This window comes from Nonomuraea gerenzanensis (assembly GCF_020215645.1).
GTDB classification, from domain to species: domain Bacteria; phylum Actinomycetota; class Actinomycetes; order Streptosporangiales; family Streptosporangiaceae; genus Nonomuraea; species Nonomuraea gerenzanensis.
In genome coordinates this window covers 9018703-9037884 of record NZ_CP084058.1, presented here as the reverse complement: position 1 = coordinate 9037884, position 19182 = coordinate 9018703, and the positions used below count along the sequence as shown (strand labels likewise).

16 protein-coding genes are annotated in these 19182 nt (G+C 71.1%); 6 read left to right on the top strand and 10 right to left on the bottom strand.

The window, feature by feature from the left end; translation table 11 throughout:
- Positions 1–45: 45 nt before the first annotated feature.
- From LCN96_RS41990 to LCN96_RS41975, 4 genes are all read right to left on the bottom strand, one after another.
- Entirely contained in the window at positions 46–372 is a 327-nt protein-coding gene (locus LCN96_RS41990) for a MerR family transcriptional regulator (RefSeq protein ID WP_225267976.1), read from the bottom strand.
- Between the two features lie 59 nt (positions 373–431).
- A complete protein-coding gene (locus LCN96_RS41985) occupies positions 432–866 on the bottom strand; it encodes an Hsp20/alpha crystallin family protein (protein WP_225267975.1) in 435 nt (144 codons plus the stop codon).
- A gap of 111 nt (positions 867–977) precedes the next feature.
- A complete protein-coding gene (locus LCN96_RS41980) occupies positions 978–2231 on the bottom strand; it encodes an MFS transporter (RefSeq protein WP_225267974.1) in 1254 nt (417 codons plus the stop codon).
- 104 nt (positions 2232–2335) lie between these two features.
- Positions 2336–4069 carry an ABC transporter ATP-binding protein gene (locus tag LCN96_RS41975; RefSeq protein WP_311132058.1) on the bottom strand — a complete coding sequence of 578 codons (1734 nt, stop codon included), beginning with the start codon at positions 4067–4069 and terminating at the stop codon, positions 2336–2338.
- Positions 4070–4138: 69 nt separating this feature from the next.
- On the opposite strand from LCN96_RS41975, the gene LCN96_RS41970 reads away from it, so the two are divergent.
- Positions 4139–4558, top strand: a complete 420-nt coding sequence (locus LCN96_RS41970; protein ID WP_225267973.1) for a MarR family winged helix-turn-helix transcriptional regulator — start codon at positions 4139–4141, stop codon at positions 4556–4558.
- A 12-nt stretch (positions 4559–4570) separates the two neighbouring features.
- Here LCN96_RS41970 and LCN96_RS41965 read toward each other — a convergent pair whose 3' ends face one another.
- Both LCN96_RS41965 and LCN96_RS41960 read right to left on the bottom strand, forming a co-directional pair.
- Positions 4571–5572, bottom strand: coding sequence for an amidohydrolase family protein (locus LCN96_RS41965; RefSeq protein ID WP_225267972.1), 1002 nt, complete (start codon positions 5570–5572; stop codon positions 4571–4573).
- Between the two features lie 62 nt (positions 5573–5634).
- Positions 5635–6804, bottom strand: a complete 1170-nt coding sequence (locus LCN96_RS41960; RefSeq protein ID WP_225267971.1) for a PucR family transcriptional regulator — start codon at positions 6802–6804, stop codon at positions 5635–5637.
- Between the two features lie 106 nt (positions 6805–6910).
- On the opposite strand from LCN96_RS41960, the gene LCN96_RS41955 reads away from it, so the two are divergent.
- Together LCN96_RS41955 and LCN96_RS41950 are read left to right on the top strand one after the other, a co-directional pair.
- The gene (locus LCN96_RS41955) at positions 6911–9037 is read left to right on the top strand and encodes a M6 family metalloprotease domain-containing protein (protein WP_225267970.1); all 2127 of its coding nucleotides are present in this window, start codon (positions 6911–6913) and stop codon (positions 9035–9037) included.
- A 112-nt stretch (positions 9038–9149) separates the two neighbouring features.
- A complete protein-coding gene (locus tag LCN96_RS41950; protein WP_225267969.1) occupies positions 9150–11642 on the top strand; it encodes an ATP-binding protein in 2493 nt (830 codons plus the stop codon).
- Here LCN96_RS41950 and LCN96_RS41945 read toward each other — a convergent pair.
- Positions 11635–12390 (bottom strand): hypothetical protein, encoded by a 756-nt coding sequence (locus LCN96_RS41945; protein WP_225267968.1) that lies wholly within the window; start codon positions 12388–12390, stop codon positions 11635–11637. The genes LCN96_RS41950 and LCN96_RS41945 overlap by 8 nt on opposite strands.
- 190 nt (positions 12391–12580) lie before the next feature.
- Between LCN96_RS41945 and LCN96_RS41940 the strand changes: the two genes are divergently transcribed.
- The gene (locus LCN96_RS41940) at positions 12581–13363 is read left to right on the top strand and encodes a tyrosine-protein phosphatase (RefSeq protein ID WP_318528329.1); all 783 of its coding nucleotides are present in this window, start codon (positions 12581–12583) and stop codon (positions 13361–13363) included.
- Between the two features lie 14 nt (positions 13364–13377).
- Here LCN96_RS41940 and LCN96_RS41935 read toward each other — a convergent pair whose 3' ends face one another.
- Together LCN96_RS41935 and LCN96_RS41930 are read right to left on the bottom strand one after the other, a co-directional pair.
- The gene (locus LCN96_RS41935; RefSeq protein WP_225267966.1) at positions 13378–14421 is read right to left on the bottom strand and encodes a Gfo/Idh/MocA family oxidoreductase; all 1044 of its coding nucleotides are present in this window, start codon (positions 14419–14421) and stop codon (positions 13378–13380) included.
- Positions 14422–14448: 27 nt separating this feature from the next.
- Complete coding sequence (locus tag LCN96_RS41930; RefSeq protein ID WP_225267965.1) at positions 14449–15348, bottom strand: proteasome assembly chaperone family protein; 900 nt, start codon at positions 15346–15348, stop codon at positions 14449–14451.
- A gap of 87 nt (positions 15349–15435) precedes the next feature.
- Between LCN96_RS41930 and LCN96_RS41925 the strand changes: the two genes are divergently transcribed.
- Both LCN96_RS41925 and LCN96_RS41920 read left to right on the top strand, forming a co-directional pair.
- Positions 15436–15837, top strand: coding sequence for an ankyrin repeat domain-containing protein (locus LCN96_RS41925; RefSeq protein WP_225267964.1), 402 nt, complete (start codon positions 15436–15438; stop codon positions 15835–15837).
- 124 nt (positions 15838–15961) lie between these two features.
- The gene (locus LCN96_RS41920; protein ID WP_225267963.1) at positions 15962–16912 is read left to right on the top strand and encodes a terpene synthase family protein; all 951 of its coding nucleotides are present in this window, start codon (positions 15962–15964) and stop codon (positions 16910–16912) included.
- A 13-nt stretch (positions 16913–16925) separates the two neighbouring features.
- Here the strand turns inward: LCN96_RS41920 and LCN96_RS41915 are convergent, their stop codons facing one another.
- Positions 16926–19046: an ATP-binding protein gene (locus LCN96_RS41915; protein WP_225267962.1), complete on the bottom strand. Its 2121-nt coding sequence runs from the start codon at positions 19044–19046 to the stop codon at positions 16926–16928.
- Positions 19047–19182 lie beyond the last annotated feature (136 nt).

Here is a 19182-nt window from a genome sequence, read left to right as displayed (position 1 = left end):
ACACCCGGCCGGGCGCTCACCACCTCTCGCGCCCGTCCTTCGCGCTCACCGCGCGTCGGGCCCAGCCTGCTCGCGCAGCCGGGCGCGGGCCTCCTTGAGCTCGCGGCGCAGCACCGCGACCTCGCGCTCCAGCTCCAGGATGCGGCGGATGGCGATGAGCGTCATGCCCTCCTGGGTCATGCGCGTCACGTGTTGCACGACGATGATGTCGCGGCGCGAGTAACGCCGCTGCCCGCCGCTCGACCGGCTCGGCCTGATGACGTCGTGCTGGTCGAGCCGCCGCAGGAACGCCTGCTGGACCTGGAGCATCTCCGCGACCTGCCCGAGGGAGTAGAGCGGCGCGTGTTCGTCGTCGAAGGGCAGGTCCGGCATGCTCCCATTCTCCTCGTGGCGCGGGGGCGGGTCGAACCCCCGCCCCCGGACCGCGCGCATCAGGCCTTGATGGCCTTGGCCTCGCCGCGCTGGATCGCCACCTTACGCGGCTTGGCCCGCTCCAGGACCGGGATGCGGACGGTGAGCACGCCGTTGGCGTACCCGGCGTCGATCTTGTCGCTGTCGAGGTGCTCCGACAGGTAGACCCGCCGGGTGAACGTGCCCATGGTGCGCTCCCTGACGAACAGCCGCTCGTCCTCGGCGACCTCCTCCTCGCGGCGGGCGCTGACGCTGAGGACGCCGCGGTCCACCGTCACCTCGATGGAGTCGGGGTCGATGCCGGGCAGGTCGAAGCGCAGGAGCACGTCGTCCGCGCGGCGCAGCCCGTCCATCGGCATCACGGCGCCGCCGCTGTTGTCGAAGGTCTGCCGGGCCAGCCGGTTGAACTGCCGCTCGAACTCCTGGAAGAACGGGTCGATCGAGGTCAACAACATGGTCCACCCTCCTCGCTGGGATCTCGGTTGCAGTTAACCTCTAACTTCAGTTGTAGGTTACCTGCTCACAGAGATCCAGCCAAGAGGGGTAAGGCAAAAATTCCCGGGGGGTCAGGCGTTCTCGAGGCTCGGCCGTACCGTGACGGCCTGCCTGAAGGTGCGCCCGGACAGCCGGGCCAGCGCCACGGCCGTGAGCAGGGCCGCCGCCACGCAGGACACGCCGCCGATCTCCAGTGCGACCCGCGGGCCGAGCGTGTCGCTGAGCCAGCCGAGCAGCGGCCCGCCGGCCGCGCCCGCCCCCGCGCTGACGATGGACAGGGCCGCGATGACCCGGCCGCGCATCTCCTCGGGGCTGTCGAGCTGCGCCCTGGCGGAGACGGTGGTGTCGAGCGCCACCGCGCCGGCCGCGATCGGCACCATCATGAGCGCGAACGTCCACAACGAGGGCATCAGCCCGCTCAGCGACTGCGCCACGCCCGTGACGAACGTGGTGATCAGCAGCAGCCTGAACGTCAGGTGCGCCCTGGTGGCGGCCAGGAAACCGCCCAGCACGGTGCCGACGGCGAAGACCGTGGACAGCAGGCCGTACCCACCGGCGCCCGAGTCGAGGGGGCCGGCGCTCATGGCCGCCATGGTGACCTGGTAGTTGCGCCCGACGCTGCCCGAGACGAACCAGAGTGCCAGGACGGCCAGCAGCCACGGCGTGCGCAGCACGTACCGCAGCCCGTCCGCCACGGCGCCCGGCTGCCGCTCGGCGGCGGCCAGCACGTGGAACTCCGCGCGCCGCATGGCCGCCACGGCCGCGATCACCACGAAGAAGCTGGCGGCGTTGATGACGAAGAGCCCGCCCATGCCGGTGAGCGGCAGCAGCACGCCGGCCAGGCTCATGCCCAGGATGCGGCCGGCGGAGTTGAGTATCGAGCCGAGCGCCATCGCGTTCGGCAGGTCGACGGGCGGCACCACCTCGGCGCCGAACCGGCCGAGCGCGGGGCCGCCCAGCGCGGAGACCAGCCCTCCGGCCAGCGCGACGCCGTAGAGGGGCAGCACGGAGCGCACGTCCGCGAACGCCAGCACCGCCAGCACCGCGGCGAGCGCGGCCTGCGCGAGCTGGGCGGCGACCACCACCGGCCGGCTGGGCAGCCGGTCGGCCAGCGCGCCGCCCCACATGCCCAGCAGCAGCGTCGGCAGCGCCTGCATGACCAGGCTCAGGCCGACGCTGGTCGCCGAGCCGGTCAGGGTGAGGATGAGCCAGTTGACGCCCAGCACCTGCATCCAGGTGCCGGTGACGGAGACGAGATCAGCTCCCGCCCAGAGCCGGTAATTGTGATGACGCAGGGCTCTGAACGTGGAGGATGTGGGAGACAAAACGGGTCCTTGCCTTGGGGATGCACCGGGGGAACAAACGCACCGTTCCAACGGGCGGATTCCGGTCTAGCCGGAATGTGAGGCATGACACGTTTAAAATGGAATTAGACGAGTTCTAGGGGCTGATCGCGGCTCACCAGCGCCGCGTAGTGGCCCCGGCGGGCCATCAGCTCGTCGTGGGTGCCGCGTTCCACGACGCGCCCCTGGTCGAGCACCACGATCTGGTCCGCGTCGCGGATCGTGGACAGGCGGTGGGCGATCGTGATCGTCGTACGGCCCCGCGCCAGCGCGTCGAGCGCCTGCTGCACGGCCAGCTCCGTCTGCGTGTCGAGCGAGCTGGTGGCCTCGTCGAGGATCAGCACCGGCGGGTCGCGCAGCAGCGTGCGGGCGATGGCCAGGCGCTGCTTCTCCCCGCCGGAGAACCGGTAGCCGCGCTCGCCCACCAGCGTGTCGTAGCCGTCGGGCAGCGCGGCGAGGTGGTCGTGGATGCGCGCCGCCCGCGCCGCCGCCTCCAGCTCCTCGTCGGTGGCCGAGGGGCGGGCGAAGCGTAGGTTGTCGGCGATCGAGGCGTGGAAGAGGTACGTCTCCTGCGACACCACGCCCACGGCGTCGCTCAGCGTCTCGAACGTCAGCTCCCGCACGTCCACCCCGTCGATCGTGACGCGGCCGCCGGTGACGTCGTAGAGCCGGGGGAGCAGGTAGCTCAGCGTGGTCTTGCCCGACCCGGTCTCGCCGACGATCGCCACGCTCGTGCCGGCGGGGACGGTGATGTCCACGTCCGTCAGCGTGGGCTCCTCGCCGTAGGAGAAGCCGACGTGCTCGAAACGCACCTCGCCGCGTACGCCGTCGAGCCGGCGCGTGCCGGGACGGATGTCCACGGGCAGGTCCAGATACTCGAAGATGCGCCCGAACAGCGCCAGCGAGGTCTGCACCTCGACCCCGAGCCGCAGCAGCGACACGGCCGGCCTGAACAGGCCGGTCTGCAGCGTGGTGAAGGCCACCAGCGTGCCCACCGAGATCGCGCTGGTGTGGCCGGCCGCCCAGTAGATCGTGGCGGGCATCGCCGCCATCACGATCTGGATGAGCGACTGCCGCCACCGCCCCGCCATGCTGGTCCGCACCCCCAGCTCGGCCAGCTCGTCCGACGCCTTGCCGAAGCGCTCGGTCAGCTCGGTGGAGCGGCCCATCGTGCGGCCCAGCAGGATGCCGCTGATCGACAGCGACTCCTGCACCATGGTGGCCAGGCCGGCCAGCTTGCGCTGGCGCTCGGCGGTGATGCGCCTGCGCTCGGCGCCGACCCTGCGGCTGATCCACACGAACAGCGGCAGCAGCACGAGCGAGACCAGGGTCAGCCGCCAGTCGAGCGCGGCCATGGCGACGATCGTGGCGATCACGCCGGTCAGGTTGGAGACGAAGGAGGCGGCCGTCGAGGTGACGACCGACTGCATGCCGCCGATGTCGTTGGCGATGCGCGACTGCACCTCGCCCGTCCTGGTCCTGGTGAAGAAGGCCAGGGACATCCGCTGGAGGTGGGTGTAGACCGCGATCCGCAGGTCGTGCATCACCCGCTGGCCGACGGTGGTGGAGACGAGCGTCTGCAGTGTGTCGAACACGCTCGTCGTGACCGCCACGGCGACCATGCCCAGCGCCAGCAGCGTGAGCAGCCCGGCGTCCCTGGCCGGGATCGCCACGTCCAGCACCTCGCGCAGCAGGAACGGCGAGGCCAGCGAGACCAGCGACGACAGCACGATGAGCGAGGCCACCACACTCAGGCGGCCGCGGTAGGCGCCGAACAGCTTGACGATGCGCCCGAGCGGCGCACGGGGTTCCTCCGCCAAGTGGGGCCTCCTTTCAGATGTCCACTCAAACAGAGGTTAACTCATAATTGTTCCGCTAAACTGATCGGCATGGCAGAGAAGGAGCTCGCCGAGCTCTTGTTCCTGGTCGGCAAGCGGTTGCGGCACGGTTACAGTCATCAGCTCGTGCCGCTGGGGCTCAACCCCGGCCAGGCGCGGGCGCTGCGGGCGCTCGCCGACGCCGGGCGGCCCCTGCGCATGGTCGCGCTCGCCGACGAGCTGCGCATCGTGCCGCGCTCGCTGACCCCCGTCGTGGACGCGCTGGAGGAGGCCGGGCTGGTGCGCCGGGAGGTCGATCCGGCCAACCGCCGCTCGACGCTGCTCGTGATCACCCCTGAGGGGCGGGAGCTGGCGGAGCGGGCCCGCGACGCGCGCAGGCAGGCGGGGGAGGACCTGTTCGCCGTGCTGTCGGAGGAGCAGCGTGAGCAGCTGCGCGAGCTGCTGGTGCTGGTGGACGCCCAGTTCCGGTGAAGCGGCCCGGGGTCAGGCCGTTCTGGCCAGGGTGCCGCCGACGACGGTGCCCAGGCACGGCGGCTCGGCCAGCAGCGCCGAGTACGGATACCGCCCCCGGGCGTCGTAGACGGCGAAGTCGGCGCGGGCGCCGGGAGCCAGCGCCCCGATCCGGTCCTTGCCCCGGTCCATGCCCAGCGCCCTGGCCCCGCCCAGGGTGGCGGCCTCCACCAGCCGGCGGTCCAGCCCGCGGGGCCGCAGGCCGAGCGCGCGCACGCGCCGCCGCACGGCCGCGGCCGACCCGAGCGGCCCGACGTCGCCGGTGTCGCAGAAGGCGACGACGTTGCCCTCCTCCAGCAGGGCCAGCGCGTCCTCCGCCGCCGGGCACAGGGCCACCACGGTCCTGCGCAGCCGCAGCAGCTTGCGCTCGCCCGGGTCCAGCGGCCTGGCGCACACCACGTGGCACAGCGGCCCCAGCACCCCGGCCTCGTCCAGCGTCGCGGGGGAGTGCCGGGCCAGATCGACCAGCAGCCGCAGCCCGAAGGTCCTGGCCAGCACGGCGACGTCCTCCAGCACCTGGAAGTCGCGGGTGTGCACGGCGATCCCGACCGCGCACGGCCGGTCGATCTCGCGGATGGCGGTGATGACGGCGTCGCGCTCGCTGCCCTCCCACTCCTCCTCGCTCCGGCTCGTCACCCTGACGTAGGAGATGCCGGGGAAGCCGCCGGGATCGGCCAGGTCCGACACCACCCGGGCGCGCGCCGTCACTCCGGGGGCGGTGCAGGGCACGGGGGAGCACGCGTCCACCAGTCCCGCCACGATCATGCCGCGCCAGCGCACCTCCTCGGCGGCCGGGTAGGACGTCCGCAGCTCCACGCGCGGGCCCACGGCGAGCACCCGCCCGCCCCTGGTGGCCACCGCGCCGCCGCGCACGGGCTCGGCGCTCATGGGCAGCACGAGCGGCGCGGAGTGGATCACGACCGGCGCGGGCGCGCGCCGGCCCAACGGCTGCCTGGCACGCTTCGCGGACGGCATTCCTACTCCCCGTCAGAATTGGCCCTCAGAGCATTAAACGTGAATCCGAGACATCACCGCAATCAGGGCGAACTATGTGAATCCCTAGGTAGGTAGCGCCCCGACAGTCGCGCGAGCTTGAGGCTGAGGTGCAGCGCCAGCCGCTCGCCGCCGTCCTTCAGATCCGTCCGCGCCAGCTCCTCCACCCGCTGTAGCCGGTAGTACAGCGAGGTGCGGTGCAGCCGCAGCGCGCGCGAGGTCGCCACCGCGCTGCCCGCCAGGTCCAGGTACGTCTCCAGCGTCTCCAGCAGCGGCAGGTACTGCGCGTCGGCGAGCAGCCCTTCGAGCCCCGGATGCAGCTCCTGGTCCGGCACCTGGGTGAGCATCCGGTACACGCCCAGCCGCGCCCACTCCGCCGTCCGCCCCAGACCGGGCACCCGCGCGCCCACCTCGGCCGCGTGCCTGGCCTCCCGGTACGACCCGGCCGCCTGCACCAGCGCCGGCCTCGGCCGGCCGACCCCCACGACCACCGGCACCGGCATGGCCGCGTGCAGGTCGTCGGCCGGGACCGGCGGACCGGCGGTGAGCAGCACGGCGTGGTCGTAGCGCACCAGATGCAGCGGGTGGTGCCCGCTCAGCCGCCGCCGCAGCGCGAGCAGCCCCTGCTCCAGCGCCAGCCGCAGCGCGTCGTCCGGCTCGGCCGCGCGCGGCCTGGCCACCTGCACGCTCACCGGCTGCGCCTGCGGGAACGCGCCGGCCTCGATGAGCTGCTCGGCGGCGTCCTTGGCCGCCTCCCGCCCGCCGAGCAACAGCCCGGTGACCGCCTCCAGCTCCCGGTGCGAGGCCAGCCCGCTGGCCAGGCTCTCATGGAACAGGGCCAGCGCCAGCCCGGGTGCCGCGGCGGCCGCCTCGGCGACGCCGGCGTCCGACATGGGCGGCTCCGCGTCGATCAGCCACAGGAACCCGAGCAGCCCGTCCGCGTGCCTGATCGGCACGCAGACGCGCGGCAGCAGCCCCAGGTGCGGGGCGCCGGGCGTGCGCAGCGGCCCGGTGGCCTCGTGGATGCCCGCGTCCCGTAACCACTGCCGCACCTCGGGCACGGTGTGCCGGCGCAGGATCGAGTCGCGGCGCACGTCGTCCATGGCGCCGCTCTGCTCGCTGTACGCCACCACGCGCTGGACGCGGTCCTCCAGCAGGGCGGGGCGGTCGAGCCGGGCGGCGAGCTCGTCAACGGTCCGCTGAAGATCCGCCACAGTCCCGCCTCTACGTGGATTTTTCATCAAATGACGGAAACGCCACTACGTGTCTTCCCTACAACTGCTCGGTGATCTCCGTCAATAACGTCTATACCGTCAATCCGTGAACGCCCCGAAGAAGCTGCTGAAGGGTTTGCTGGCGGCCATCGTGCTGATCCCGGTGAGCCTGATGGCGACCCCTGCTTCCGCAGCACCCCCCGAAGATCCTGAGCACCCGTGGCGGCTGGACCACTGGCCGCAGACGCAGCCCTGGCAGTCGGACACACCCCTCGACGACGCCCAGGCCCTGCGTACCCGCCCCTTACCGGGCAACCTCAAGCCCATCGACCCGCAGAACTGGGAGAACCCCGACAACATGACGTGGGCGGACTACAAGAAGCCGCCCGGCACCAACTGGAGCGACCCCTCGGTCAAGGGCTCGCAGCGCACCTTCAAGGGCGCGCTCGTCCTGCTCGACTACCCCAACCAGCAGTTCGTGGTGACCCAGCCCAAGGGCTCGACGGTCTTCGGCAACCCGAGCGCCGAGGCCCACGACATCCCGCGCGAGCAGGTCGCCACGTTCTACCAGGACTTCCTCAACACCCCGAACGACCTCAACAAGGGGCACACCATCCACGAGTACTGGATGGAGGACTCCGGCGGGCGGATCGGCGTGGAGCTGACCGGGTTCGGCCCGTACACGATGCCCGGCAAGGACCACGAGTACGCGATGGAGTACCAGCGGTCGGCGTGTCCGGCGGGCGACTCCTGCACCAAGAACCTGCGTACCGACGGGAACGCCGCCTGGCTCGCCGCCGTCGGCCCCGAGGTGGCCGCCCAGTTCGACTTCGTCTTCTACCTGAGCGCCGGCCAGGACGAATCGTCCACCTGGCAGGAGTTCGGCATGATGAAGTTCCCCACCAAGGAGGACGTCACCGACGAGTGGGGTCCGCCCGATCCCGCGCTGCCCAACTGGTCGCCGACCCGCTACGTGGAGTGGACGTCCTGGCAGGCCGGCTCCAGCTTCTGGCCCAACGCCCGCTTCGGCATCGACTCGGTGCAGGCCGAGAGCTCGGGCATGGCGGTCTACGCCCACGAGCTGAGCCACATCATGGGCATCGCCGACAACTACAACAATCCCTACGCCGTCCCGGTGAACAGGGCCTACACCGGCATCTGGGAGATGCTCAGCCGCGGCAGCTTCAACGGCCCAGGCGGCCCGCACTCCCGCTGGCTGATCCCGCCCACCGGCGGCGCGTCCATGGGCGCCCACCACATGCTGCGTAACAAGATCAAGCTCGGCATGGTGGACGAGCAGAACGTGCTGCGGCTCTCGCGCGAGGCCCTCGACGAGTCGGGGCTGGTCACGGCGCGGGTCACGGCCCGGTCCGTGCAGCCGGGCGAGAACGGGCTGTCGGGTGTCAACATCTCCTTCGACACCGGTGACAAGAGCCCCGCCTGCGACGTCACCACCGACCCGCTGTGCGACGGCGGCGGCTGGGAGAACTACACCGTCGAGGTCGTGGACCGCATGGGCAGCGACTCCTTCACCCCCGACTCTGGCGTGCTGCTGGCCAAGACCAAGAACGAGGACCGCGGGCCCGGCTGGAAGCTCCCGGCGTTCGAGTGGGTGATCGACGCCAACCCGCAGGACATCGGCATGACCGACTACGTGCTGCCCGACGGGACCAAGGTGCCGATCACGATCGGCGACTACCGGCAGCTCTCCGACGCCCTCTTCCACGCGGGCACCGACTCCGGCAGCGAGTACGAGTACGTCGACGAGGCCAACCGCCTGCACTTCTACATCACCGACGTGCACCGCAACCGCGAGGGTGAGCTCTCCTACACCGTCGCGATCCGCTCGCTCGACGGCGCCGGACCGCAGCGGCGCGGGCTCAAGCTGCTGCCCGCCGCGGGCATCCCCACCGCCAGGAACGTCTCCACCTGCAAATTCCCGCTGTTCAACACCGGCAAGGCGGCCCCGGCGCCGGGGCAGCACCCGGAGGACGTCAGCACGTACCTGAAGTCCGACCTCTACCGCCTCAAGGCCGAGGTCCAGGGCAAGGGCTGGACCACCCAGGTGCCCAACGCGCTGGCCTCCGTCGCCTTCGGCAAGCAGTCGCTCGTGACCGTCAACGCCGTGCGCGAGTCGGGCGGCGACCGGCTGGCCAAGGTCAAGCTCACCGCCACCTCGGAGAGCGACCCGAGCAAGACCATGACGGCCACCTGCCATGTGATCGGAATCTGAGTGAACGGTGGGGTACGGCTGGCGCGAGCCGTACCCCATCGGCTTGAATCACCCCCAAAGGGGGTGTTCGTTGACAGGGGACAACCTTCCGGATGAACCACGACGCAGAAGGATGCCCTGGGCGGCTCCCGTCTCCGCCGGTCTGGCCGCCGCCGCCGCGAGTGTGCTGGCCGCGTCCGTGGAGTGGGAGATCCCGCCCGCCGCCAAGATCGGCGTCACCGTGGCCGCGGCCCTGCTCGTCGGCCTGACCACCTGGGCCACCACCGAGTCGCGCGGCGGCGCCGGCAGGGCCCGGCCCCGGTCGGAGCCCGGCCCGCCGGCCCCCGACCAGTGGCCGCCCGTGCCCGAGCACTTCACCGGCCGCACCGAGGCGCTGGCGGAGCTGCGCGAGGTGTTCTCCGCCCGGCGCGGGTCCGCCGACCTCTCGCCGCCCCTGGTCGTCTCCGTGTACGGGCGCGGCGGCGTCGGCAAGTCGGCGCTGATGACCAGGTTCGGGCAGGAGGTGGCCGGCTGGTTCCCCGACGGCCGGCTCTACGCCGACCTGCGCGGCGGCGTGGACGCCCCGGTGCGGCCCGACGAGGTGCTGATCGGGTTCCTGCGGGCGCTGGACGTGCGCCTGACCACCGATCCCGGCGGGCTGGAGGAGCTGCGCAAGCTCTGGCTGACCTGGACCAAGGGCCGCAGGATCCTCATCGGCCTGGACAACGCGCACGCCGCCGAGCAGGTCAAGCCGCTGATCCCGGCCGAGCCCGGCTGCGCGGTGCTGGTCACCTCCCGCGCCCCGCTCTTCCTGAACGGCACGCACGACACGCGGCTCGGCGAGTTCAGCGAGGCGCACGGGGTGGAGCTGCTGGCCAGGCTGGCCGGCGGGGCCAGGGTCGTGGACGACCTGGAGGCCGCCAAGGAGGTCGTGCGGCTGTGCGACTACCTGCCGCTGGCGATCAACATCTGCGGCGGCCGGCTGGCCACCCGCGAGCAGTGGACGATGCGCGAGATGGCCAACCGCCTCGCGGACACGCGGCGCATCCTCGACCTGCTGGAAGTGGCGCCCACGGTGGACAAGAGCGTGCGCGCCTCCGTACAGCTCAGCTACGACGACTGCACCGGCATGCAGCGCCGCCTGCTGCGCCTGCTCAGCGCGCTGACCTCGCCCGACGTGCCCGGCTGGGTGGCCGGCGAGCTGCTCGACAGCTCCGGCCTCGACGGCGCCGACCAGCTGGAGGCGCTGATGGACGCCCAGCTCGCCGAGTGCTCGGGCACCGACCAGACCGGCACGATGCGCTACCGCCTGCACGACCTGGTCCGGGTGTTCGCCGCCGAGCTGGCCGGCCAGGACGAGGAGGAGCGGCGCAGGGCCGCCATCGAGCGGGTGCTCTACGGCTACCGCCGCCGCGCCGAGGAGGCCGCCCAGAACCGCTGGCCGCAGGACTGGAGCAGGGGCGGCCGGCGGGCCAGCGCCGAGGGGCAGCACGGGGCGGGCGACTGGCTCAACGCCGAGCGGCTCTCGCTCATCGCCATGGTCCACCTGGCCCACCAGCTCCGGCTCTGGGAGCTGACGTGGGGGCTGGCCAGGGCGTTCTGCTCGCTGTGCCACTCGCTGCGCGCGTACTGGGCCGACTGGGTGGCCGTGGCGGAGCTGGGCTGCCAGGCCGCGGAGCAGAGCGGCGACCGCCGCTCGCTGGCCATCGCGCTGCTCGACGCCGCGGCCGTGCACGGCGGGCTGGGCCTGCGCGAGCGCGGGCTGGCCGAGTCGGAACAAGCGTTAGCGATCTTCGAAGAGCTGGGCGAGTCCTGGTGGGCGGCCAGGGCCATGCGCACGATCGGCATGACGCTGTTCAGCGACGGCAACCTGGACCGGGCGCAGGACTACCTGATCGGGGCCATCACCGCGTTCAAGGGCGAGGACGACCTGTGGTGGATGGCCCGCACCCAGCGCAACCTGGCCGAGATGCGGATGGCGGAGCGGCGGCCTGAGGAGGCCAGGGAGCTGCTGGAGGACGCCCTGGAGATCTTCAAGCGGGAGGGCAACCGCTACTCCGAGGCGCAGACCCTGCGCGTCTACGGCGAGGTGCTGGCGGCCCAGGCCCGCGGCGAGTACCGCGACGGCGACCGCCGGCTGGCCGCGAACCTGTTCACCAGGGCCGGCTTCAGCCTCGACCGGGCCGGCGAGATGTTCAAGCAGCGCGGGGAGCTGTGGGAGGAGGCGCGCTGCCTGCGGGCCGCCGGCGAGGTGGGCGACCCCGACAACGGGCTGCGCGAGCTGGATCACGTGCGGCGCTGCGAGGAGATCCTCCTCGCGCTGGGCGACTCGTGGGGGGTGGCCAGGACCGCGGTGTCCGCAGGGCGGGCGCTGGCCAGGCTCGGCCGGATCGAGGAGTCCGAGCAGGAGCTGCGGCGGGCGGTGCACGAGTTCGCGGAGCTGGAGGACCGGTGGTGGATGGCCAGGAGCCTGCGCTACCTCGGCGAGGCGCACCTGGACGCGGGCGGGCGCGGGGCGGCGGTGGAGCCGCTGGAGCAGGCCAGGGACATCTACCGCAGCCTCGGGAACGAGGCCGGCATGCGCAGGACGCTGGAGCTCCTGCGGCGCGCGGCCCCCTCTACGTGAGCGGCGAGCGCAACAGCTCCCCGGCCGCCTGCCTGGCCTGGAGAATGCTCTCCTCGAACAGCTTGCGCACGTGCGCGGCCTGGTCGGACAGCTCCCTGATGCGCTCGTGGGCCAGCTCGTCGCGCACGGTCTCGGCGATGAGCTGCTGGTACTCCGGCGTCTTGGCGGCCAGCTTCTCCAGCCGGGTGTGGGCGTGGTAGACCTTGTCCGCCTTGAGCACCTGTTTGGCGTACTTCTCCAGGTAACGTACGCGCTGGGACAGCGACGTCCAGGCGGCGTCGAGCGCGCTGGTGTACGGCTTGAACGCGTCCTCCATGCCCGGCGGCAGCTCCCGGGGGATGATCTTCCCGTGCTCGGCGTGCATCGACGACAGTTTGCGCAGCCGGGTGGCGATCTGCCAGATCTCCTCCGGCAGCGACACCTGGTTCTCGATGCTGTCGATCAGGCCCGCCTTGTGCACCGCCGAGCCCATGATCGCCTCGACCGCGTTCTGCGCGCGGCGCAGGAGCTGCTGGCAGGGGTAGTCGAGGTCCTCAGGGAGGATGTACTGGTTGGCGTGCTCCTTGGCCAGGCGGAGTCTTCGCTTGGTGGATCGATAGGTGCTGTCCATCGCCATCCACCTGATCAGGACGATGAGGCCGACTCCCATGCTCGCGACGAAGACGTACTCCGGGCCACCCATGAACATGATGAGCATCAGGAAGGCCGGCAGGACGAAGAGCAGGGCGGGGTTGCGTGTCGTGTCCATTCGCGCGCCCGACCGAGCCATGCGGAGAATGTGCGGACTCGACCGCAGCTCGACCGAGATCTCCGGGTGCAGCGATGGATCGATCACCAGCCGTGGAGGCAGAGCTCGTGGATCCATACGTTCATGCTGCGTTATGAACCACGGATCCGCTCATATTTGAGGGACATATAGGGTCGTAATAATGAGCGAGATGACGAGGTGGATCGATCTGGAAGGCGCGGTCAACGCGCGTGACCTGGGCGGACTGCCTACTCGTGACGGTGGCCGCACCCGTCATGGGCAGATCTTCCGCGCCGACAACCTGCAGGGGCTCACGCCCGCCGACGTGGAGCTGCTGGTGGGCGAGCTGAGGCTGCGGCACGTGGTGGACCTGCGCTCCACCGCGGAGGTGTCGCTGGAGGGGCCGGGGCCGCTGACCCGGGTGCCCGAGGTGCGCCACCACCACCTGACGCTGTTCGCGGAGGGCGGCCGGCACACCGACGTGGAGGCCGACACCATCGACGGCGACCGGGTGCTGCCCTGGGCCGAGCGGGTGGTGGACGAGGAGCTGCGGGTGACCGGCTTCTACTTCGGCTACCTGCGTGACCGGCCCGACTCCGTGGTGGCGGCGCTGCGGGCGATGGCGCTGAGCGACGGCGCCTCGCTGGTGCACTGCGCGGCGGGCAAGGACCGCACCGGGGTGCTGTCGGCGATGGCGCTGGAGCTGGCCGGGGTGACCCGGGAGGCGATCGTCGAGGACTACGTGGCCACGGGGGAGCGGCTGGAGCTGATTCTCAAGCGGCTGCGCTCCAGCGAGACCTACCGGGGCGACCTCGACTCGCGCCCGGCCGACGACCACTTGCCCAGGGCGCGTTACATCGAGCAGTTCCTCGGTGTGCTCGACGACCGCTTCGGCGGGCCGCTGGGCTGGCTGCGCCAGAACGGCTGGACGGAGGAGGACACGGCCGCGATGCGCGCCCGCCTGCGCGGCTGACCGCCCCGGGATCGCTACGCGTCCAGGCGGACGACGATCCGCTCGGTCGCGGACAGGCGGGCCGCCTCGATGACCGCCAGCGCGTCCACCGCGCTCTCCGGGGCCACCGGCGGCGCCGCGCCCTCGCGCAGCGCCGCCGCCACGCCCCGGTAGAAGTCGAGGTAGGCCCCCGGCTCGGTGCGGACGATCTCCCGGTCGTCCTCCGTGCCGAGCACGCCCCAGCGCTCCTCCTCGTCGTCGCCGAACCCGGGCGAGTCGGGCGTCATCCCCGCCCTGAGCCGCTCCTCCTGCACGTCCATCCCGTACTTCACGAACGCGGCGGCCGAGCCCAGCACCCGGAAGCGGGGGCCGAGCCGCGCGGCCATCGAGCTGGCCCACAGGTGCGACCGGGCGCCGCCCGCGTGGGTGAGCGCGATGAAGGTGTCGTCGTCGGCCGAGACGCCCGCCCGCCTGACGTCGCTCTCGCAGTAGACCTCGCGCACCGGCCCGAGCAGCTGCATCGCCTGGTCGACGAGGTGACTGCCCAGGTCGTAGAGCAGGCCGCCGACCTCCTCGGGGCCGCCGCTCTCCCGCCAGCCGCCCTTCGGCACCGGGCGCCACCGCTCGAACCTCGACTCCAGGCGCAGCACCTCGCCCAGCCGGCCCTCGCCGGCCAGCCGCCGCACGGTGCGGAAGTCGCCGTCCCAGCGCCGGTTCTGGAACACGGTGAGCAGGACCCCGCGCTCCTTGGCCAGCCGGACCAGCTCGCGGCCCTCCTCGGCGGTCCTGGCCAGCGGCTTGTCGACGACGACGGGCAGGCCGGCGGTCAGGGCGGCGGTGGCCGTGGCCACGTGCGTCCTGTTGGGCGAGGCGACCACGACGAGGTCGCACCGCTCGAACAGCTCCCGCACGTCGGTCACCGCCGCCGCGCCGTAGCGGCCGGCCACCTCGGCCTGGCGATCGGGATTCCCGGTGACGACGGCCACCAGGGACAGGCCGGGCGTGGCGTGGATCAGCGGGGCGTGGAAGTACGCCCCAGCGGTGCCGTAACCGACGAGGCCGACGCGGATCTCACTCATCGGCCCAGCGTATCGGGGGGTGCCGGGCTACTCGTCGTCGCGCTCGGCCAGGAAGCGCTCGAACTGGGCGGCGAGCTCGTCGCCTGTGGGCATGGGGGTGGTCTCGGCCATCAGGTTCTCGCGCTCCGCGCCCCCGGCGAACGCGTCGTACTGCTGCTCCAGCCCGCTGATCGCGGTGGACAGCTCGCTGGAGGCGCGGATCTGCTCCTCGATCTCCGTCGTCGTCCGCCGGGCAGCCTCACGCAGCGCGTCCATCGGGAACACCAGCCCCGTGCCCCGCGTCACGGCCTCCAGCCCGCTCACCGCGGCGGTCGGGTACTCCGCCTGCGACAGGTAGTGCGGCACGTGCACCGCGTAGCCCAGCGCGTCGTGGCCCTGCGCGCCGAGGCGCAGCTCCAGCAGCGCGGCGACGCTGCCGGGGACCTGGACCCGCCCGAACGCGCTGGTCTGCGCGTTCATCAGCTCCGGCCTGCTGGCGTGCATCGTGATGCCGAGCGGGCGGGTGTGCGGCACCGCCATCGGGATGCCGTGCAGTGTCACCAGCTTGCTCACCTTCAGCTCCGTCACCAGCGCGGCCACCGCCTTGGTGAACAACTCCCACTCACGGTCGGGCTCGGGCCCGCTCATCACCAGGAACTGCGTCCCCGTGGCGTCCTTGGCGACATGGACGGCCAGCTCGGGGCTCTCGCACTCCACCCACCGGTCGGTGTCGAACGTCATGATGGGTCGCCGCGACCGGTAGTCCAGCAGCCGGTCCACGTCGAACGTCGCCACGACCCGGTGCTCCAGCTCGGCCAGCAGGTGGCCCACCGCGAGCCGTCCGGCCGAGCCCGCGTCGACGAAGCCGTCGAAGTGGTACAGCAACACCGGATCGGCAAGCTCGGGCGCGTCGTCTGCGAGCTCGTAGAGATCCTTCGGGTCGAACACGGTTGAACAGCCTTTCCCTAGGTACTCTTCACCAGAACCTACGGCGGGTCGGATCGATTCCGTGCACGGCACCCTATCGAGGGCACAATGGGCAACATGGACGGGGAGGCGGAGTTCGAGGAGTCCGCCACGAAGCTGTTCGGCCTGGCCGGAGCGGGAGGGACGGAGGCGCTGCCGGCCCACGTGGGAGCCGCGGTGCCGGTCGGTCTGACCAACGGCAAAGGTGACACTTTGCTGATGCCGGCGGCTTATTACGGTCACGCCGAGACCGTACGCATGCTTGTAACAAGCGGCGCTGATCCGGATCGTGCCAACGACCGTGGGCATACGCCGCTCGACGGCGCGGTCTTCAAGAAGGAGTCTGCCGTGGTCAGAGCGCTGCTGGACGCCGGAGCCGATCCGGACGGAGGTCGGCCTTCCGCGGTGGAGACCGCGCGAATGTTCGCGAATGACCAGTTTATCCAATGGTTCGAGCAAAGAGATTCATAGTATGAAATAAGCATTAAAGGGCTCGAAGTTGCCGAGTGTGGCCTTTCGAACACTCGATAGTCATGCTGGGGGCGTGGCTACTTCTGCGCACTCCTTCAGTAGGCGACCGCTCCACATCCCTCCGTTGCCATGTCCGTTCCCGAGTGAGGTCAACGATCATGCCTCGGAGGTCGACGCGGAGAGCCACGCATGGCTGGCCGCCTCCAACATGCTCAAAGGCGCCGACACCATCGAGCACTTCCGGCGCTCCAAGATCGGCCTGCTCGCGGCACGGACCAACCCCACCGTGTCACGTGACAGCCTCCGGCTGATCAACGACTGGTACAACTGGCTGTTCGCCTTCGACGACGCGTTCTGCGAGGGCGAGCTCATGGGGCACCGGGCCTCCGCACTCGCCCGCGCCCTCCCGCCGCTCCTCGAGATCCTCGACGGACGCCGGCACCCCGACGCCGACGACCCCTTCGGCCTCGCACTCAACGAGCTGCTGCGCCGCATCTCGGAGTACGCCACCCCCGCCCAGGTGGACCGGTGGCGCATCACGGTGAAGGAATACCTGTTCGCCCAGATCTGGGAGGCAGCCAATCGCGAAGTCGATCTCATCCCGACACCCGAGGACTACGTCCTCATGCGCCGCATCACCGGAGCCACCTACACCTGCTTCGCCCTCATCGACGCGGGCGGCGGCTACCGGCTGGAGGCCGAGGAATGGCACCACCCCGACGTCCGCACACTCTCCGACCTGGCGTGCGACCTCATCGGCTGGGACAACGACCTGCTGTCGTACGCCAAGGAACGCGGCAACGACAAGGCCAGGCACAACCTGGTCACGGTGCTGGCCACGCACAAGTGCCTCAACCTCCAGGACGCGCTGCGCGAGGTCGCGCAGATGCACAACGACGCCATCGCCGCCTTCATCGACAGGCGCGCGGCACTCGAACAGTGGGCCCCTCTCCCGGTCCGCAAGTACGTACGAGGTCTCGAGCACTGGGTGCGAGGCCACATAGAGTTCTCCCTCGGCAGTGCGCGTTACGTGCACGCCTGGCCTGACGGCACCCAGTGGCCGCAGGCCGTCTAACGGTCCCGCAACCTCAGCTCTCGTCGGGGGCGTCCGGGTCGTCCAGCGCGAGCGCGGACGCCTCATCGAGATCGAGCCGGGCGCCCTCCTCGAAGGCGTCCTTGTAGGCCAGCTCGCCCATCCGCTGCCGGCAGCTCCGCATGCACGCGTTGTGCTCCTCGGTCATCCAGGGCGCGCCGAGCTGCGGCAGCCCGGCCGTCTTCCAGTTCTGCTGCAGCGCCCCCAGCAACTGGGCGGCCAGCGAGAGCCGGTCGGACAGCACGAAGATCCGCGCCGCCGTCTCCAGCGCCATCAGCGTGCCCAGCGTGTCGTGGAAGTGCCGCTTGATCCGCAGCGCCTCCCTGGCATTCTGCAGCGCGTCGTCGATCCTGCCGGTCGCGATGCGGGTGCTGGCCAGCGCCCACTGCGCGTGCGAGCTGACCCACAGCTCGCCGCGCTCCTTGCACACCTGAAGGCAGTCCTGCAGCAGCGACTCGGCCTCGTACAGCTCGCCCTGCGTCGTCAGGACGATCGACAGCTCGACGATGGCGGGCAGCAGGCCGGGGTTGAGCTCCCTGTTCTCGGTGTTGAACTCGATCGCCACGCCGAGCAGCGCGCTGGCCTTCTGCAGGTCGCCCTGCAGCAGCGCCGCCGTGCCCTGCATCTTGGAGGCCAGGATGACCGCCCGCGAGTCGCCCACCCGGACCGCCTCGGTGCTGCACGTCTCGGCCGCCGCCAGCGCGCCCGCGCTGTCGCCCTGCGCGCTCTTGACATAGGACAGCACCCACAGCGCCTTGCAGCGCTCCTTGCTGAACGTCGGGTTGGCCTCCAGCGCCCGCTCCAGATACAGGCGGCCCTCGCGGGCGAAACCGCAGCACACCCACATGAACCACAACGACGACAGCAGGGTCAGCGCGAGGACCGACTTGCCGGGCGACTTGAGCGCGTGCTCCAGCGCGACGCGGACGTTGTCGTGCTCCTGGCGCATGCGGACGAACCAGTAGATCTGCCGCGGCCCCGACCAGGCGTCCTCGCTGCGCTGGGCCAGGCTCAGGTAGTACTCCAGGTGCCGCTGGGCCATCTGCTCCTTCTGGCCGAGCTTGTCGAGCCACTCCTCGCCGTACTCGGCCAGGGTGTCGATCAGTTTGTACCGTACGCCGGCGTGGTTGCTCCTGATCAGCAGGATCGACTTCTCCACCAGCCCGGTGACCAGGTCGGTGATGTCCTCGGACGGCAGGCGCCCGTCGGAGCAGACGAACCGGGCCGCGTCGAGCTCGAAGTCGCCCGCGAACACCGACAGCCGCGCCCACAGCAGCCGCTCGGCCGGCTCGCACAGCTCGTGACTCCAGCCGATGGCCGCGCGCAGCGTCTGGTGGCGCGGCAGGGCCGTGCGGCTCGCGCCGGCCAGCAGGCTGAACCGGTCGGCCAGCAGCCCCAGGATCTGCTCCACCGACAGCGCCCGCAGCCGCACCGCGGCCAGCTCGATGGCCAGGGGGATGCCGTCGAGCCTGCGGCACAGCTCGGCCACCGGGGCGATGTTGTCCTCGTCCAGCACGAAGTCGGGCACGCTCGCGCCCGCCCTGGCCGCGAAGAGCTGCACCGACTCGTTGGTGAACAGGCTCTCTGCCGGGTCGTCGCCGGGCACCTGCAGCGGCGGCACCGGCACGACGTGCTCGTAGGGCAGGTGCAGCGACTGGCGGCTGGTGGCCAGCACCTTCAGGTTGGGGGCCGCTTCCAGCAGCTCGTGCACCAGCTCGGCGCAGCCCTGCACGAGGTGCTCGCAGGTGTCGATGATGAGCAGCATGTCGCGCTCGCCCACCCACTCCGACAGCGACTCCGACTCCGCCCGCGACGACTGGTCGGCGATGCCGAGGGCCGAGGCGATGGTGTGCCTGACCATGCCCGCGTCCTGCAGCCTGGCCAGGTCGGCGAACCAGACGCCGTCGGGATAGTGGGAACGCACCTGGTGCGCCAGCCGCAGCACCGTGCGCGACTTGCCCACGCCGCCGATGCCGGTGACGGTCACCAGCCGCGACTCGCCGAGGTGTCGTTTGAGGTTGGCGAGGAGGCGGGTCCGGCCGATGAAGCTGGTCAGCTCCGCCGGCAGATTGCCTTCACGCCGCCAGCCTGTCGGGGTGGCCATGAGCAGCCTCACGGGGGGTAGGCGACACCTGCCTTCGCATCGTACCGCCGTGGTCGCAGCCTGTCCTTGGTCCAGCGGACACGCTCGGTGCCGGTTTGTACGCCTGGGTAGCATGTCCTCGTGAAGGATTTTCTACCTGAGCAGACCG

Bases quoted from the DNA above. Each gene is read 5' to 3' on its own strand.
- LCN96_RS41990 (WP_225267976.1), bottom strand. From the start codon at position 372: ATGCCGGACCTGCCCTTCGACGACGAACACGCGCCGCTCTACTCCCTC.
- LCN96_RS41985 (WP_225267975.1), bottom strand. From the start codon at position 866: ATGTTGTTGACCTCGATCGACCCGTTCTTCCAGGAGTTCGAGCGGCAG.
- LCN96_RS41970 (WP_225267973.1), top strand. From the start codon at position 4,139: ATGGCAGAGAAGGAGCTCGCCGAGCTCTTGTTCCTGGTCGGCAAGCGG.
- LCN96_RS41965 (WP_225267972.1), bottom strand. From the start codon at position 5,572: ATGCCGTCCGCGAAGCGTGCCAGGCAGCCGTTGGGCCGGCGCGCGCCC.
- LCN96_RS41950 (WP_225267969.1), top strand. From the start codon at position 9,150: ATGCCCTGGGCGGCTCCCGTCTCCGCCGGTCTGGCCGCCGCCGCCGCG.
- LCN96_RS41945 (WP_225267968.1), bottom strand. From the start codon at position 12,390: ATGGACACGACACGCAACCCCGCCCTGCTCTTCGTCCTGCCGGCCTTC.
- LCN96_RS41940 (WP_318528329.1), top strand. From the start codon at position 12,581: ATGACGAGGTGGATCGATCTGGAAGGCGCGGTCAACGCGCGTGACCTG.
- LCN96_RS41935 (WP_225267966.1), bottom strand. From the start codon at position 14,421: ATGAGTGAGATCCGCGTCGGCCTCGTCGGTTACGGCACCGCTGGGGCG.
- LCN96_RS41925 (WP_225267964.1), top strand. From the start codon at position 15,436: ATGGGCAACATGGACGGGGAGGCGGAGTTCGAGGAGTCCGCCACGAAG.